Source organism: Streptomyces sp. XD-27, assembly GCF_030553055.1.
In the GTDB taxonomy this organism is placed as follows: Bacteria; Actinomycetota; Actinomycetes; order Streptomycetales; family Streptomycetaceae; genus Streptomyces.
In genome coordinates, this window is sequence record NZ_CP130713.1 from 4,182,619 (window position 1) to 4,199,330 (window position 16,712).

At 71.5% G+C, this 16,712-nt stretch carries 2 protein-coding genes; both read left to right on the forward strand.

Going from position 1 to position 16,712, the window contains the following annotated elements; genetic code table 11:
- The first annotated feature begins 46 nt into the window (after positions 1–46).
- Positions 47–7,816: a non-ribosomal peptide synthetase gene (locus Q3Y56_RS18050; protein WP_304462942.1), complete on the forward strand. Its 7,770-nt coding sequence runs from the start codon at positions 47–49 to the stop codon at positions 7,814–7,816.
- A gap of 11 nt (positions 7,817–7,827) precedes the next feature.
- Positions 7,828–16,707, forward strand: coding sequence for a non-ribosomal peptide synthetase (locus Q3Y56_RS18055; protein WP_304462943.1), 8,880 nt, complete (start codon positions 7,828–7,830; stop codon positions 16,705–16,707).
- Positions 16,708–16,712: the final 5 nt, after the last annotated feature.

A 16,712-nucleotide genomic window follows, 5' to 3' on the forward strand; every position in this document is an offset into this window, starting at 1 on the left:
GGCTCCCTCCCTGGTGCCCTGGTGTCCTGCCGATTTTGGAGAAGCAATGATCCCGTTGTCGTTCGCGCAGCGTCGGCTGTGGTTCGTGGACCGTTTCGAAGGCCCGTCGCCGACCTACAACGGCGCTTTCGCCCTGCGGCTGACCGGTGAACTGGACGTGGGTGCGCTGCAGTCGGCGCTCCGCGACGTCATCGACCGGCACGAGGCCCTCCGCACGGTGATCGTCGAGGGCGACGACGGCGTCCCGCACCAGCAGGTGCTGCCGTCCGACCGGCAGCCGCTGGACCTGCCGGTCGTCGAGGTCACCAAGGAGGAGGAACCGGCGGCCATCGACGAGGTGGCCACCTCGACCTTCGACCTGGCCACCGACGTGCCGATCCGCGCCAGGCTGCTGCGGTGCGGAGCGGGCGAGCACACCCTGGTCCTGGTGATGCACCACATCGCCGTGGACGGGGAGTCCTTCGGGCCGCTGTTCCGCGATCTCCTCACGGCCTACGCGGCCCGCACCAAGGGCAGGGCCCCGGCGTGGGAGCCGCTCCCGGTGCAGTACGCGGACTACACCCTGTGGCAGCGGGACGTGCTCGGTGACGAGTCCGATCCGCACAGCGTGGCGGCCCGGCAGTTGGAGTACTGGCGGCAGACCCTGGCCGAGCTGCCCCAGCCCCTGGCCGTGCCCACCGACCGGCCGCGCCCGAAGGCGATGAGCCGCCGCGGCGACATGGTCCCCTTCGCCATCGACGCCGACCTGCTCCGGTCCGTGGAGAAGCTGGCCGCGCAGGCGGACACCACGGTGTCCATGGTCATGCACTCCGCCCTCGCGGTCCTGCTGCACCACCTCGGCTGCGGTGACGACGTGCCCATCGGCGCGCCGATCGCGGGCCGCACGGACCGGGAGCTGCGGGACCTCGTCGGCTTCTTCGTCAACACCTGGGTGCTGCGCGTCGACCTCTCCGGGAACCCGACCTTCCGTGAACTGCTGCAGCGGGTGCGGGACCGGGCCCTCGCCGCGTACGACAACCAGGACATGCCGTTCGAGCGCCTGGTGGAGCTGCTGAACCCGGACCGGTCCACCGCCTACAACCCGTTCTTCCAGGTGATGCTCGCCTGGCAGCCGCCCGTGCCGCAGATGGAGTTCCCCGGCCTCGCCGCACAGGCCGAGCGGCTCGAGACCAGGACGGCCAAGTTCGACCTGTTCTTCGACATCATCCCGAACGCGTCGGGCGGGGCGCGCTGCCGTCTGGAGTACGCCACCGACCTGTTCGACCGGGACACGGCCGAGGACATCGCGGCCCGGTTCGTGCGTGTCCTCGGCCGACTCGCGGCCGACGCGGAGGGCCGGATCGGCGGCATCGACACGCTCGGCGCGACCGAGCGTGACCGCATACTCGGCCAGTTCAACGACACGGCCACCGCCGAGTCCGAGCTGACCGTCCCTGAGCTGTTCGAAAGCCAGGTGGCCAGGACGCCGGACGCCCCGGCGATCGTCTGCGACGACCGGACGCTGACCTACCGGGAACTCGACGACCGGGCGAACGGCGTCGCGCGGGAGCTGGTCCGGCGCGGTGCCGGGCCGGAGGACCTGGTGGTCCTCGCCCTGCCGCGCACGGAGGACCTGGTGGTCGGCCTGCTCGGCATCCTCAAGTCCGGTGCCGGGTACCTGCCGATGGACCCGCAGTACCTCGCCGGGCGAGCGGAGAGCGTGCTGTCCGAAGCGGCCCCGCGGTTCGCGGTGACCGACACCGAGACGTGGCGGGAGCTGCCGCACCACGACATGGCGGCCGTCCTCCTCGACGACCGCACGGCCTGGGCCTCGCCCGACGGGCCCCTTGACGGCGCGGTCCGGGTCTCGCCGCCGGCCCCGGACAACCTGGCGTACGTCATGTACACCTCCGGCTCCACGGGCAAGCCGAAGGGCGCCGCGATCACCCACCGCAACGTCGTCAACGGCGTGCGGGAGCTGGTGCGCGTCCTGGACGCGCCGCCCAACTGGCGCATGCTCGCCGGCACTTCGGTCAACTTCGACGTCTCGGTCTTCGAGCTGCTTACCACCCTGTCCACCGGCGGCACGGCCGAAGTCGTGCCGAACGCGCTGACGCTCGCCGAGCGGGGCTCCTGGGACGGCCACGTCATCAGCGCGGTCCCCTCGGTGCTCGGGGAACTGGTCGGCCACCTGGAGAAGGCGACGGACGTGCGCACGGTCGTCTTCGCGGGCGACGTGCTCCCGGCCCGGCTCGTGCGTCAGGTGCGCGAGGCCCTGCCCGGGGCGCGGATCGTGAACTCCTACGGGCAGAGCGAGAGCTTCTACGCCACCACGTTCTCCCTCGCGCCGTCCGATGAGTGGCCGGACAGCGACGTCGCGCCCATCGGCACCCCGCTGGGCAACATGCGGGCCTACGTCCTCGGCCCTGGACTCGCCCCGGTGCCGCAGGGCGCGATCGGTGAGCTGTACGTGGTCGGCACCTGCCTGGGCCGCGGCTACCACGGCCGCCCTGGCCTGACCGCCGAGCGCTACGTGGCGAACCCGTTCGGCCCCGCGGGCGAGCGGATGTACCGCACGGGCGACCTGGCCCGCTGGAACGCCAAGGGTGAGCTCGAATGCCTCGGCCGCAGCGACGGCCAGGTGAAGGTGCGCGGCTTCCGCATCGAAACGGCCGAGGTCGAGGCCGTGTGCGCGCAGCACCCCGGGATCAGCGAGGCGGTGGTGGTCAGCCGCGAGGTGCCCTCGGGCGGGCGGCGGCTCGTCGCGTACGTGGTGCACGTCGGCGAGGGCGCCGTCGGCGACGACGGTGCCGGCGGGATCGGCGACGTGACGGATGTGATGGCCGGTGCCTCGGCCGCCGAGCTGCGCAAGTTCGTCGCGGCACGGCTGCCCGACTACATGGTGCCTTCGGCCTTCGTGACCCTCGGCCGCCTGCCGCTCGGGCCGACCGGCAAGCTGGACCGCTCGGCGCTGCCCGAACCGGAGTTCGTCGGCGAGACCTACCGGGAGCCCGCCACCGAGGCCGAGGCGATCATCACCGCGGCGTACGCGGACGTACTCGGCGTGGACCGGGTCGGCGCCGACGACGACTTCTTCGTCGTGGGCGGGGACAGCCTGCGGTCGATCCAGGTGGTGGCGCGGGCCCGGGCCAGGGGCCTGGACCTCACCACGCGGGAGATCTTCGAGTACCGCACGGCGGCCCGGCTGGCCGAGGCGGCCGCCGCCCGCCCGGACCGCGCGCCCGCGCTGGCGGAGGACGAGGGCGGCGGTGTCGGACCGATGCCGCTGCAGCCCGTCGCGCGGCATGTGTTCGAGCACGGCGGCGTGACGAACCGATTCGCCATGGCGATGGCCCTTGAGCTTCCCGAGGGCATCGACGCGGACGGTCTGGCCGCGACACTGGACGCCGTGCTCGACCGGCACGACCTCCTGCGCGCCCAGTTGGTGCGCGGCGACGAGCCCTCCCTCGTCGTGCGTCCGCAGGGCTCCGTGCGGGCGGCGGACCTGATCCGCCGGGTCGCCTGCGACGGCCGGTGGGACGACGTGCCCCTGCTCGACCTGGCGAAGCGGGAGCTGGACGAGGCGGCCGGGCGGCTCGACCCGGAAGCCGGGACCATGGCGGACTTCGTCTGGTTCGCCGCGGAGCAGGGCGCGGGCCGGCTGTTCGTGGTGCTGCACCACCTGGTGGTGGACGGAGTCTCCTGGCGGATCCTCATGTCGGACTTCGCCGAGGCCTGGCAGCAGGTCAGGTCGGGCCGCACGCCCGAGCTGCCCGCGGTCGGCACGTCGGCCCGCCGCTGGGCGTCGGCCCTTGAGACCGAGGCGCTCGCCCCGGAGCGGGAAGCGGAACTGGCGTTCTGGCGGGACATGCTCGAGACGCCGACCCCCCTGCTCGGCACGCGGGCGCTCGACCCGGCGGTGGACGGGATGGCCACGGTCGACACCGTGCGGGTGCAGCTCTCCGCCGAGGTCACCGAGGCCGTGCTGACCAAGCTTCCCGCGGCCTTCAGGAGCACCGGGACCGATGTGCTGCTGGCCGCGCTCGCCCTGGCGGTGAACCGGTGGCGGGGCACGGACCGCTCGACCCTGGTCCGCCTCGAAGGGCACGGCCGTGAGGAGGACATCGTCCCCGGGGCCGACCTCTCCCGGACCGTCGGCTGGTTCACCAGCATGTACCCGGCCCGGGTCGACGTGGGCGGAGTGGACCTGGCCGACGTGCTGACCGGCGGCCCCGCGGCCGGTCAGGCGATCAAGCTGGTCAAGGAGCAGTTGCGCGCGATCCCGGACAAGGGCGTGGGCTACGGCCTGCTGCGCTATCTGAACCCGGAGACCGCCCCGCAGCTCGCCGACTACCCGGCGCCGCAGATCGGCTTCAACTACCTCGGCCGGATCTCCGACGCCGACGTGCCCGAGCACCTGCGCGGGCACGGGTGGGGACCGGCGGACTGGTCCGCCGAGCTGATCCCGGCGCCCGACGCGGACCTGCCCGCGCTGTCCGCGCTCGAGGTCAACTCGGTCGCCACGGAGACCACCGACGGCACCCGCCTGCAGACCGTCTTCATGTTCCCCACCGGGGTGCTGTCCCGTGAACGGACCGCCGAACTGGCCGAGTTGTGGGTCGAGGTGCTGCGCGGCATGGCCGCGCACGCCGCCCGCCCCGGCATCGGCGGCCTGACGCCATCGGACGCCCCGCTGGTCTCGGTGCGCCAGACGGAGATCGAAGCCTGGGAGCAGCGCTACGGCCGACTGGCCGAGGTGTGGCCGCAGGCCCCGGGCCAGTCCGGGATCCAGTTCCAGGCCGCGATCGCCGACGGTTCGTTCGACGTCTACCACATGCAGTTCGTGCTGAGCCTGTCCGGGCACGTGGACCCGGCGCGCATGCGGGCGGCCGGGCAGGCCCTCCTCGACCGCTATCCCAACCTGGGCTCCGCGTTCCTCACCGCGGTCGACGGCGATCCGGTGCAGGTCGTGGCGGAACACGTGACCCTGCCGTGGCGGCACGTCGACCTGACCGGCCGGAGCGAAGCCGAGCAGGAAGCGGCGCTCGACACGGCACTCGCCGACGACCGGGCCGACCGGCTCGACCCGCACCGGCCGCCGCTGTTCCGCATGGCCCTGCTCACCTACGGGCCGCAGCAGGCGAAACTCATCATCACGGCGCATCACACGGTGTTCGACGGCTGGTCGTCCCCGCTGGTGTTCAAGGACCTGATCGAGCTGTACGCCGGAACCCGCGAGCTTGCTCCGGTCCGCAGCTACGGCGACTACCTGGCCTGGCTGTCCACGCGGGACCGGGAGGAGTCGGCCGCCCGGTGGGCCGCCGAGCTCGCCGGGTTCGACCAGCCGACCCTCGTGGTGCCGAACGCCCCGCTCCAGGAGGCGGCGACCGCCCTCGGGCGGGTCGAGGTGCCCCTGTCCATCGACAAGGGGCGTGAACTCGCCCGGCGCGCCGCGGCACTCGGCGTCACGCTGAACACGCTCGTGCAAGGGGCGTGGGCGATCCTGCTCTCGAAGCTGACGGGGCAGCAGGACGTGGTGTTCGGCGCCGCCGTCAACGGGCGCCCGGCGGATCTCGCCGGTTCGGACGCGATGGTCGGCCTGTTCATCAACACCCTGCCGACCAGGGCCTTCTGCCGACCCGACCAGCGCATGGGTGACGTCATCACCGAGCTCCAGGACCGGCAGACGGCGCTGCTCGACCACCACCACTACGGTCTTGCCGACATCCAGCGAGGCATCGGGCTGCCCGCCCTGTTCGACACGATCGTCGTGTTCGAGAACTACCCGGTCGACCGCGAGGGCATCGTCGACGCGAACCTCGCGGCGGGATTCCAGATCGACTCCATCCGGCCGTTCGCGGGCTCGCACTACGCCCTCACGCTCAACGCCTCTGACCCCTATCTGCGGCTCTCCCTCGACTACCGGAAGAACCTCTACGAGCGCGAAGCGGCCGAGGAGATCGCCGCCCGGTTCGTCCGGGTCCTCGAGCAGGTGCTCGTGGATCCGTCGGTGCCGGTGGGCGCTGTCGAGGTGCTGGGGGAGGAGGAGCGGGACTGGTTGGTGCGCCGGGTCAATGACACGGCGCAGCCGGTGGCGGCGGATACGCTGCCGGGTGCGTTCGAGGCGCAGGTGGAGCGTGATCCTGACCTGGTCGCCTTGATCGGTGAGCAGGAGAGGTTGACGTACGGGGAGTTCAACCGGCGTGCCAACCGGTTGGCGCATTGGCTGGTCGAGCAGGGTGCGGGTCCCGAGCAGCTGGTCGCGGTGCGTATCCCGCGGTCTGTCGATCTGATGGTGGCGATCTACGCGGTCGTCAAGGCGGGCGCGGCGTACGTGCCGATCGACACCGAACTGCCCGAGGACCGGGTGGAGCATGTGCTGGCGGGTGCGAAGCCGCTGCTGGTGCTCGATGAGGAGCTTCCGGACGTGTCCGGGTATCCGGAGGCGAACCCGGAGCGGGTGCTCTCGCCGGACAACGCGGCGTATGTCATCTTCACCTCGGGGTCCACTGGTGGTCCCAAGGGTGTGCAGGTGTCGCACCGGTCGATCATGAACCGGTTGCAGTGGGGCCTGTCGCACTTCGATGTCGGCACCGAGGACCGGGTGCTGCTGAGCACGTCGGCGAGTTTCGATGTGTCGGTGCCGGAGTTGTTCGCGCCATTGCAGGTGGGTGCGGCTGTGGTGATCGCGCGTCCGGACGGGCGGCGGGATCCGTCGTATCTGGCCGAGTTGATCCAGCGGGAGCGGGTGACCGGCGCGGACTTCGTACCGTCCTTGCTTGAGGTGTTCATCACCGAGCCGACAGCGGCTCGGTGCACCAGCCTGCGCTGGATCGAGGTCGCGGGTGAGGCGTTCCCGGCCGCGCTGGCGAACAAGGTCGTCGATGTGCTGCCGGGCTGCGGGGTGCACAACCTCTACGGGCCGACTGAGGCGGCGGTGGAGGTCACGGCGTGGCAGCACGTGCCGGGTGCGGACCGGGTGCCGATCGGCGCGCCGGTGTGGAACACCCAGGTGTATGTGCTGGATGCGGCGCTGCGCCCGGTCGCGCCCGGTGTGGCGGGTGAGCTGTATCTGGCTGGTGCGGGGCTGGCGCGCGGGTATCTGGGTCAGTTGGGTCTGACCGCGAACCGGTTCGTGGCCTGTCCCTACGGGGCGCCGGGCACCCGGATGTATCGCACGGGGGACCTGGTGCGGTGGAACGAAGACGGGCAGGTCGAGTACCTGGGCCGTACCGACTTCCAGGTCAAGATCCGAGGCTTCCGCATCGAACTCAGCGAAGTGGAACAGACCCTGATCGCACACCCGGACATCGACAACGCGGTGGCCGTGGTGCGCCAGGACCGCGCAGGCGACCAGCGCCTGGTGGCCTACGTGGTGCCGGGCGACGGCAAGGCGGACGCCGACGTGGACACCACGGCCCTCCTTGAGCTGGCCCGGGAGGCCCTGCCGGAGTACATGGTCCCCTCGGCGATCGTGCCGCTCGCGGAGCTGCCCATGACCACGAGCGGGAAGCTGGACCGCAAGGCGCTCCCCGCACCCGACCACAGCGAAGACGCGGCCGTCGGGCGAGGGCCGCGCAACCACAACGAAGAAGTGCTCTGCCGACTGTTCGCCGAACTGCTCGGCGTGGAGGAGGTCGGCATCGACATCGACTTCTTCGACCACGGCGGGCACTCGCTGCTGGCCACCCGGCTCATCGGCCGGATCCGCAGCGAACTCAACGTCGACGTGAAGGTCACAACGGTGTTCCGCAACCCGACCGTCTCCCAACTAGCGGAGCGGATCGAGAAGTTGGCCACATCGAAGCGCCCGCAGTTGCGACAGATGAACGTTTAGGAGAAGCGTCGATGATCCCGTTGTCCTTCGCACAGCGTCGGATGTGGTTCCTCCACCGTCTGGAAGGTCCATCCGCGACCTACAACATCCCGTTCGCGCTGCGTCTGGATGGCGCGCTGGACACGGCGACCCTGGCCGCGGCGGTCACGGACGTCGTCACCCGGCACGAGAGCCTGCGCACCCTGGTCGTCGAGAACGCCGACGGCACGCCGGAACAGCGGGTCCTGCCCCCGGAGGAGGTGGTCCCGCAGTTCCACGTGGTCGACGTGGCCGCGGAAGCGGTCGACGAGGCGATGCGCGAGGCCGTGGGCGCGAGCTTCGACCTGGAGACGGAACTCCCCCTGCGCACCACCATCTTCCGCGTCTCCCCACAGGAGCACGTCCTGACGTTCGTGTTCCACCACATCGCCGCGGACGGGGCGTCGATGGGCCCGTTCCTCCGGGACCTGGTGTCGGCGTACACGGCCCGTCACGGCGGGAGCGCACCGCAGTGGGAGCCGCTGCCGGTGCAGTACAAGGACTACACGCTGTGGCAGCGGGAACTGCTGGGTGAGGACGGCGATCGGGAGAGCGTCGCCGCGCCGCAGCTCGCCTACTGGCAGCGCGAGTTGGCCGAGGTGCCGCAGCCGGTGCAGTTGCCGCTGGACCGGCCGCGGCCGACGGTGGCCGGCTACAGCGGCGGCCACGTCGACTTCCTGCTGGAGCCCGATCTGGTCGCCGGGCTCGGGAAGCTGGGCGCCGACCGCGGCGCCACAGTCCCGATGGTGGCCCAGGCCGCGCTGGCGGTGCTGCTGAACAAGCTCGGCGCCGGCGAGGACGTGACGATCGGCAGCCCGATCGAGGGCCGCACCGACGAGGCCCTGGCCGACCTGATCGGGTTCTTCGTCAACACCTGGGTGCTGCGCGCCGACATGTCGAAGAACCCCTCGTTCGGCGGTCTGGTGGAGCAGGTCAGGGACAAGGCGCTCGCCGCGTACGACAACCAGGACGTGCCGTTCGAGCGGCTGGTGGAACTGCTCAACCTGGAGCGGTCCACGTCGTACCAGCCGCTGTTCCAGGTGATGCTGGCCTGGCAGTTCGTGTGGCCGGAGATCGAGATGCCGGACCTAGAGGTCTCCCTCGTCCCCGTGGGCACCGACACCGCGAAGTTCGACCTGTTCTTCAACATCGTTCCGGAGGCCTCAGGACGCGCCTACGGGCGGCTCGAGTACTCGACGGAACTGTTCGACCACACCACGGCCGTCGACATCGTCAACCGGCTCGTGCGCATCCTGGACCAGGCGGCCGCCGACCCGGGTGTGCGTCTCGCGGACATCGGCGTGTTGGCGGAGGAGGAGCGGGACTGGTTGGTGCGCCGGGTCAATGACACGGCGCAGCCGGTGGCGGCGGATACGCTGCCGGGTGCGTTCGAGGCGCAGGTGGAGCGTGATCCTGACCTGGTCGCCTTGATCGGTGAGCAGGAGAGGTTGACGTACGGGGAGTTCAACCGGCGTGCCAACCGGTTGGCGCATTGGCTGGTCGAGCAGGGTGCGGGTCCCGAGCAGCTGGTCGCGGTGCGTATCCCGCGGTCTGTCGATCTGATGGTGGCGATCTACGCGGTCGTCAAGGCGGGCGCGGCGTACGTGCCGATCGACACCGAACTGCCCGAGGACCGGGTGGAGCATGTGCTGGCGGGTGCGAAGCCGCTGCTGGTGCTCGATGAGGAGCTTCCGGACGTGTCCGGGTATCCGGAGGCGAACCCGGAGCGGGTGCTCTCGCCGGACAACGCGGCGTATGTCATCTTCACCTCGGGGTCCACTGGTGGTCCCAAGGGTGTGCAGGTGTCGCACCGGTCGATCATGAACCGGTTGCAGTGGGGCCTGTCGCACTTCGATGTCGGCACCGAGGACCGGGTGCTGCTGAGCACGTCGGCGAGTTTCGATGTGTCGGTGCCGGAGTTGTTCGCGCCATTGCAGGTGGGTGCGGCTGTGGTGATCGCGCGTCCGGACGGGCGGCGGGATCCGTCGTATCTGGCCGAGTTGATCCAGCGGGAGCGGGTGACCGGCGCGGACTTCGTACCGTCCTTGCTTGAGGTGTTCATCACCGAGCCGACAGCGGCTCGGTGCACCAGCCTGCGCTGGATCGAGGTCGCGGGTGAGGCGTTCCCGGCCGCGCTGGCGAACAAGGTCGTCGATGTGCTGCCGGGCTGCGGGGTGCACAACCTCTACGGGCCGACTGAGGCGGCGGTGGAGGTCACGGCGTGGCAGCACGTGCCGGGTGCGGACCGGGTGCCGATCGGCGCGCCGGTGTGGAACACCCAGGTGTACGTGCTCGACGCGGCGCTGCGCCCGGTCGCCCCGGGAGTGGCGGGCGAGCTGTATCTGGCCGGTACCGGCCTGGCCCGGGGTTACCTCGGGCAGCTCGGCCTGACCGCGAACCGGTTCGTCGCCTGTCCGTTCGGTGAGCCCGGTACGCGGATGTACCGCACCGGCGATGTCGTGCGGTGGAACCGGGACGGCCAGGTCGAGTACATCGGGCGATCCGACTTCCAGGTGAAGATCCGCGGCTTCCGCATCGAGCTGGGCGAGATCGAGAACGTGCTGGCCGCGCATCCCGGCGTGGCACAGGCGACCGTCGTGGTGCGGGAGGAACGCAAGGGCGACAAGCGCCTTGTGGGCTATATCGTGCCCGAGCCGGGTGCCGCGGTGGCGGACGTCGATGACCAGACCGACGAGTGGCGCGAGGTCTACGACGACAGCTACCGGGCCTCCGAGGACCAGGCGTGGGGCGAGGACTTCCAGATGTGGACCTCGTCGTACGACGGCGAGCCGATCCCGCGTGAGCAGATGCAGCAGTGGCGGGACGCGGCCGTGGCCCAGGTGCTGCGGTACGCGCCACGGCGAGTGCTGGACATCGGTGTGGGCTCCGGTCTGCTCCTCGCGAAGATCGTCGGTGAGGTCGAGGAGTACTGGGGCACCGATATCTCGGCCCCGGTGGTGGACCGGGTCCGGGCCCAGGCCGAGCAGGCCGGCTACGGCGACCGGGTCCGGCTGAGCGCCCGAGCAGCAGACGACCTGTCCGGGCTGCCGAGTGGCCGGTTCGACGTCGTGGTGCTCAACTCGGTGGTGCAGTACTTCCCCAGCGCCGAGTACCTGGACAAGGTCCTGTGCGAGGCCATGGAACTGGTCGCGCCCGGTGGCCGGCTCATCGTCGGTGACGTCCGCAACGCCACGACCCTGCGGGTTCTGCTCACCGCGGTACAGCGCGCGGCGCATCCCCACGCCTCGTACGACGAGCTGCGGACGTTGGTGGAGAAGGAACTGCTCGCCGAGCGGGAGCTGGTCATCGCCCCGGAGTGGTTCACCGAGTGGGCGCGCGATCACGCCGCCGGCGCGGACATCCGGTTGAAGGCGGGTCAGGCGCACAACGAACTGACCCGGCACCGCTACGAGGTCGTCCTGCACAAGGCGGCTGCCGACGTGCTCGACGTGTCCGACGTGCCGTCGGTGCCGTGGGGCGGGCAGTTGTCCGCCCTGTCCGACCTGGGCGGTCTTGAGGAGCGGGTGGGGCACGGCCCCGTGCGGGTGAGCGGCATGCCCAACGCGCGGCTGATCGAGGAGGCCACGGTGGCGACCGCGGCGGGTCTTCTCGACCCGGCGCCCCTGCCCGGTCAACCGGTCGACCCGCAGGAACTGCTCCGGTGGGCACGTGAGAACGGCCGGCACGCGGTCCTCACCTGGTCGGGCGAGGACGCGCGCTGCTTCGACGCGGTGCTGCTGCCCGAGCGGCGGACCGGACAGCGCGACGTCACGGGCGCGTTCCTTCCCGGCGCCGTCGGCCGGCGGATGCGGGCGAACGCCCCCGCGCTCGCCAAGTCGATCGGCCCGCTGCTCGCCGAGCTGCCCGAGTACCTGCGCGGGCGCCTTCCGGACTACATGGTGCCCGCCGCGGTCGTGCCGCTGTCGGAGATCCCGCTGACCGCGAGCGGGAAGCTGAACCGACGGATGCTGCCGCCGCCGGACTACGCGCAGGCCTCGACCGGCCGGGCACCGCGCAACCAGAGCGAGGAGACCCTCAGCGCGCTGTTCGCCGAAGTGCTCGGCCTGGAGCGGGTCGGCATCGACGACGACTTCTTCGCCACCGGTGGAGACAGCATCCGCTCCATCCAGGTCGTCGCCCGCGCCAGGTCGCGCGGCCTGACCGTCAGCACACGGGAGATCTTCGAGCACCGCACGGTCGCTCGGCTCGCGGAAGTCGTCGAAGGACGCGAAGGCGCGCTCCCGACCCTGGCCGAGCTGCCCGGTGGCGGCGTCGGCTGGGCACCGCTGCCTCCGATGGCGGCACACGTCCTCGCCCTCGGCGGAGGCATCGACCGGTTCTCCATGTCCGTGATGCTGTCGCTGCCCGACGACATCGACCGTGCGGGACTGGTCGCGACCCTGCAGACCGTCCTCGACCAGCACGACGTGCTGCGCTCCCGGCTCGACCGGGACGAGCCCGGCCTGTGGATCGAGTCGCCGGGCGGCACGGACGCCGACGCACTGCTGCGCGAGGTCACCGACCGCGACGCCGACGCGCACGCCGAGCTGGACGCGGCCGCGGGCCGCCTCGACCCGGACGCGGGCGTCATGGCGCAGTTCGTGTGGTTCACCTCCGACACCGGGGGAGGCAAGCTCCTCATCGTGCTGCACCACCTGGTCGTCGACGGGGTGTCGTGGCGGATCCTGGGACCGGCCCTCCTCTCGGCCTGGCAGCAGGTCAGGGACGGCCGTACCCCGCAACCGGCGGCGGGCACCTCGCTGCGCCGGTGGGCGCACGCCCTGGCCGAGGAGGCCGCCCGTCCGGAGCGGGAAGCGGAACTGCCCCTCTGGCAGGAGATCCTGCGCGGCACCGAGCCCGTGCTCGGCGCGCGGGCCCTGGACCGCACGCGTGACGTCGCGGCCACCGTCGACACGGTGCGCGTCCGCGTCCCGGCAGACGTCACGGAGACCCTGCTGACCACACTCCCCGCCGTGTTCCGCGGCAGGCCCGACGACGGGCTGCTCGCCGGGCTCGCACTGGCCCTCGCCCAATGGCGCCGGACACGGGGCGTGCCCGAATCCTCGACGCTGGTCCGGATGGAAGGACACGGCCGGGAAGAGCACGTGGTGCCCGGCGCGGACCTGTCGCGCACGGTCGGATGGTTCACCTCGCTGTACCCGGTGCGCCTCGACCTGGCCGGCATCGACGTGGCGGACGCCGTCGCGGGCGGCCCGGCCGCGGGCCGGGCGATCAAGGCCGTCAAGGAGCAGGTGCGGGCGGTGCCCGACAACGGCATCGGCTACGGCCTGCTGCGCCACCTCAACCCGCACACCGCCGCCGCCCTCGCCACCGAGCCGGAACCGCAGATCGGGTTCAACTACCTCGGACGGACCTCCGGCGCGGACATCCCCGAAGACCTGAGCGGCCTCGGCTGGGCACCGGACACCTCGCACCAGGATCTGATCGCCGCACCCGACGCCGACATGCCCGTGCTTTCGGCACTGGAGATCAACGCGGTGGCCGCCGACACCGGCGACGGCGACGAGCTGACCGCCTACCTCGCCTTCCCGACCGGTGTGCTCACCCGCGACGAAGTGACCGAGCTCGCCGACCTGTGGGTCAAGGCGCTCACCGCCCTGGCCCAGCACGCCACGGCACCCGAAGCGGGCGGGCTGACCCCCACCGACGCCCCCCTGGTCGACGTGAGCCAGGTGGAGATCGACACCTGGGAGAGCCGGTTCGGCAAGCTGACCGAGATCTGGCCGACGACCCCCACACAGTCCGGGATCCTGTTCCACACGATGCTGGCCGGTGCGTCGTTCGACCCGTACCACATCCAGTTGGTGTTCCAGTTGTCCGGCAAGGTCGACCCGGAGCGGATGCGCCAGGCCGGGCAGGCGCTCCTTGGGCGCTATCCCAACCTCCGTGCGGCGTTCGTCGACCGGGCCGACGGCGACTTCGTCCAGGCGGTGCCCGCCGCGGGAGTGACCCTGCCGTGGCGGTACCTCGACCTGACCGACGTCGGCGCGGCGGAGCGCACCGAGACGTTCGAGCGGTTCCTCACCGAGGACCGGGCCGCCCACTTCGACGTGGACACCCCGCCGCTGCTGCGGCTGGCGCTCGCCGTCCTCGAGCCCGGCCAGGCCGAACTGGTCCTTACCGTCCACCACACGCTGTCCGACGGCTGGTCCACGCCCCTGCTGATGCGGGACCTGCTGCTGCTCTACGCCTCCCACGGCGACCCGGCCGGTCTGCCCGCCACACGCAGCTTCGGCGAGTTCCTCGCCTGGCGCGCGCGGCAGGACCAGGACGAGGCGGCACGGGCGTGGGCGGCCGAGCTCGACGGCGTCGACGAGCCCACCCTGCTCGCCCCGGGATCCGAGGGCGGCGACGGCCTCGACCAGATCGAATTCGCCCTCCCCGACGACGTGTCCGACGAACTCGGCCGCCGCGCCTCCGAGCTGGGCGTCACCGTCAACACCCTCGTGCAGAGCGCCTGGGCGCTGCTGCTCGGCCAGCTCACCGGCCGCCAGGACCTGGTGTTCGGCGCCACGGTCTCCGGGCGCCCGCCCGCGGTGCCCGACGTCGAGACGATGGTCGGCATGTTCATCAACACGCTGCCCGTCCGCGTGCAGTACGCCCCCGGCGACACCCTCGCCGAGGTCGTGACCCGGCTCCAGCACCGACAGGCCGGCCTGATGGAGCACCATCACCACAGCCTCACGCAGATCCAGCAGTCCGTCGGCCTGCCGACGCTCTTCGACACACTGGTCGTGTTCGAGTCCTATCCGGTCGACCGGGAGGGCATCAGCGCCGCCACCGAAGCCGCGGACGGAATCGCCTTCACCGGCCTGCGCCCGACCAACGGCACCCACTACCCGCTGGCCCTGATGGCCGCGGCCGACACGCACCTGGAGTTCCTTCTCCAGTACACGCCCGGCCTCTTCGACCGGGACACGGTGCAGGCGTACGCGGCCCGCTTCGTGCGCATCCTGGAACAGTTGGCGGCCGCACCCGAACTGAAGGTCGCGCAGCTGAATGTCCTGGAGCCGGCCGAACGCGACCGACTCCTCATCGAGCTCAACGACACGGCCGCCCCCACTCCGGACGTCACGATCACCGGGCTCGTCGAGGCACAGGCGGCGCGGACCCCCGACGAGGTCGCCGTGGTCGCAGACGGCGCCTCCCTCACGTACCGGGAGGTGACCGCGCGGGCCGACCGCCTGGCGCGCGAACTGGCCGGACGCGGCGTCGGCCCGGAGTCGGTGGTCGCGGTCTCGCTGCCGCGGTCGGCGGACCTGGTCGTCGCCCTCCTCGCGGTCCTCAAGGCCGGCGGCGCGTACCTTCCGGTCGACCCCAGATACCCCAGCCACCGCCTCGCGGCCATCTTCGACGAGGCACGGCCGCACCTGGTCCTGACCCACTCCGCGACGGTCGCGGTGCTGCCCGGCCACAACGCCCCGGATGTCCTCCTCGACACGCTCGACCTGTCCGCAGACACCACCGGCATCGAACTGCAGCTCCACGCCGAGCAGTTGGCGTACGTGATGTACACCTCCGGCTCCACCGGCAAGCCCAAGGGCGTCGCCATCACCCACGCAGGCGTGGTCAACGGCGTGCTGCGGCTCGCCTCCCGCGTCGGGCTCGAGCCCGGCAAGCGGCTGCTTGCGGGCACGTCGATCAACTTCGACGTCTCGGCGTTCGAGATCTTCACCACCCTCGCCACCGGCGGCGTCGTCGAAGTGGTCCCAGACGTCCTGGTCCTGGGCGAGAAGAAGGGCTGGAGCGGCAGCGTCATCTCCACCGTGCCGTCCGCCTTCGCCGAACTCGTCGACGACATCGCCGACCGCACCAGCGTGGAGACCGTCGTCTTCGCCGGCGAAGCCCTGCCCTCCTCGCTCGTCGACAAGACCCGGAACGCCTTCCCGGGCGTGCGGATCGTCAACGCCTACGGGCAGAGCGAGTCGTTCTACGCCACCACCTTCACCGTCGACGGCGACACGCGGATCCCGACAGGCAACGCGCCCATCGGCACCCCGCTCGGCAACATGCGGACCTACATCCTCGGCCCCGGCCTGACCCCGGTGCCGCCGGGCGCGGTCGGCGAGCTGTACGTCGGCGGGATGGTGGGCCGCGGCTACCACGGCCGCGCCGCGCTGACCGCCGAGCGCTTCGTCGCCGACCCCTTCGGCCCGACCGGCGCGCGCATGTACCGCACCGGTGACCTGGCCCGATGGAACGACGAGGGCCAGCTGGAGTACGTGGGCCGCGGGGACGCGCAGGTCAAGGTGCGCGGCTTCCGCATCGAGCCCGCCGAGGTGGAGGCCGCGCTCACCGCGCATCCCGGCCTCGCACAGGCCGCCGTCATCGCCCGCGACGGGCGCGGCAGCAGCAAGCGACTGGTCGCCTACGTCGTGCCCGCCGCCACCGGCGACGGCACGACCGACGCCGCCTCCGGCCCGGAGACGAAGGAGCTGCACGCCTTCGTCGCGGAACGGCTGCCGGACTTCATGGTGCCGTCCGCCTTCGTGGTCCTCGACCGGCTGCCGCTCGCCCCGAACGGCAAGCTGGACCGGGCCGCGCTGCCCGAGCCGGAGTACACCACGACCGCCTACCGGGCACCTCGCACCGCCCGCGAGGAGACCCTGGCCGGGCTGTTCGCCGAGGTGCTCGGCGCGGACCGGGTCGGCATCGACGACAGCTTCTTCGAGCTCGGCGGGCACTCCCTGCTGGCCACCCGGCTGATCAGCCGCGCCCGCGCCGAGATGGAGATCGAGATACCGATCCGCAAGATCTTCGACCTGCCGACAGTGGCCGCGCTCGCGGCGTGGACGGAGGAATCGGCTGCTCCCCGTCGCCCCGCCCTGCGCAAGATGTTCACAGAGGAGTAAGAGGC

Excerpts from the sequence above, each read along its gene's own strand:
- Q3Y56_RS18050 (WP_304462942.1), top strand. The coding sequence starts at position 47 with ATGATCCCGTTGTCGTTCGCGCAGCGTCGGCTGTGGTTCGTGGACCGT.
- Q3Y56_RS18055 (WP_304462943.1), top strand. The coding sequence starts at position 7,828 with ATGATCCCGTTGTCCTTCGCACAGCGTCGGATGTGGTTCCTCCACCGT.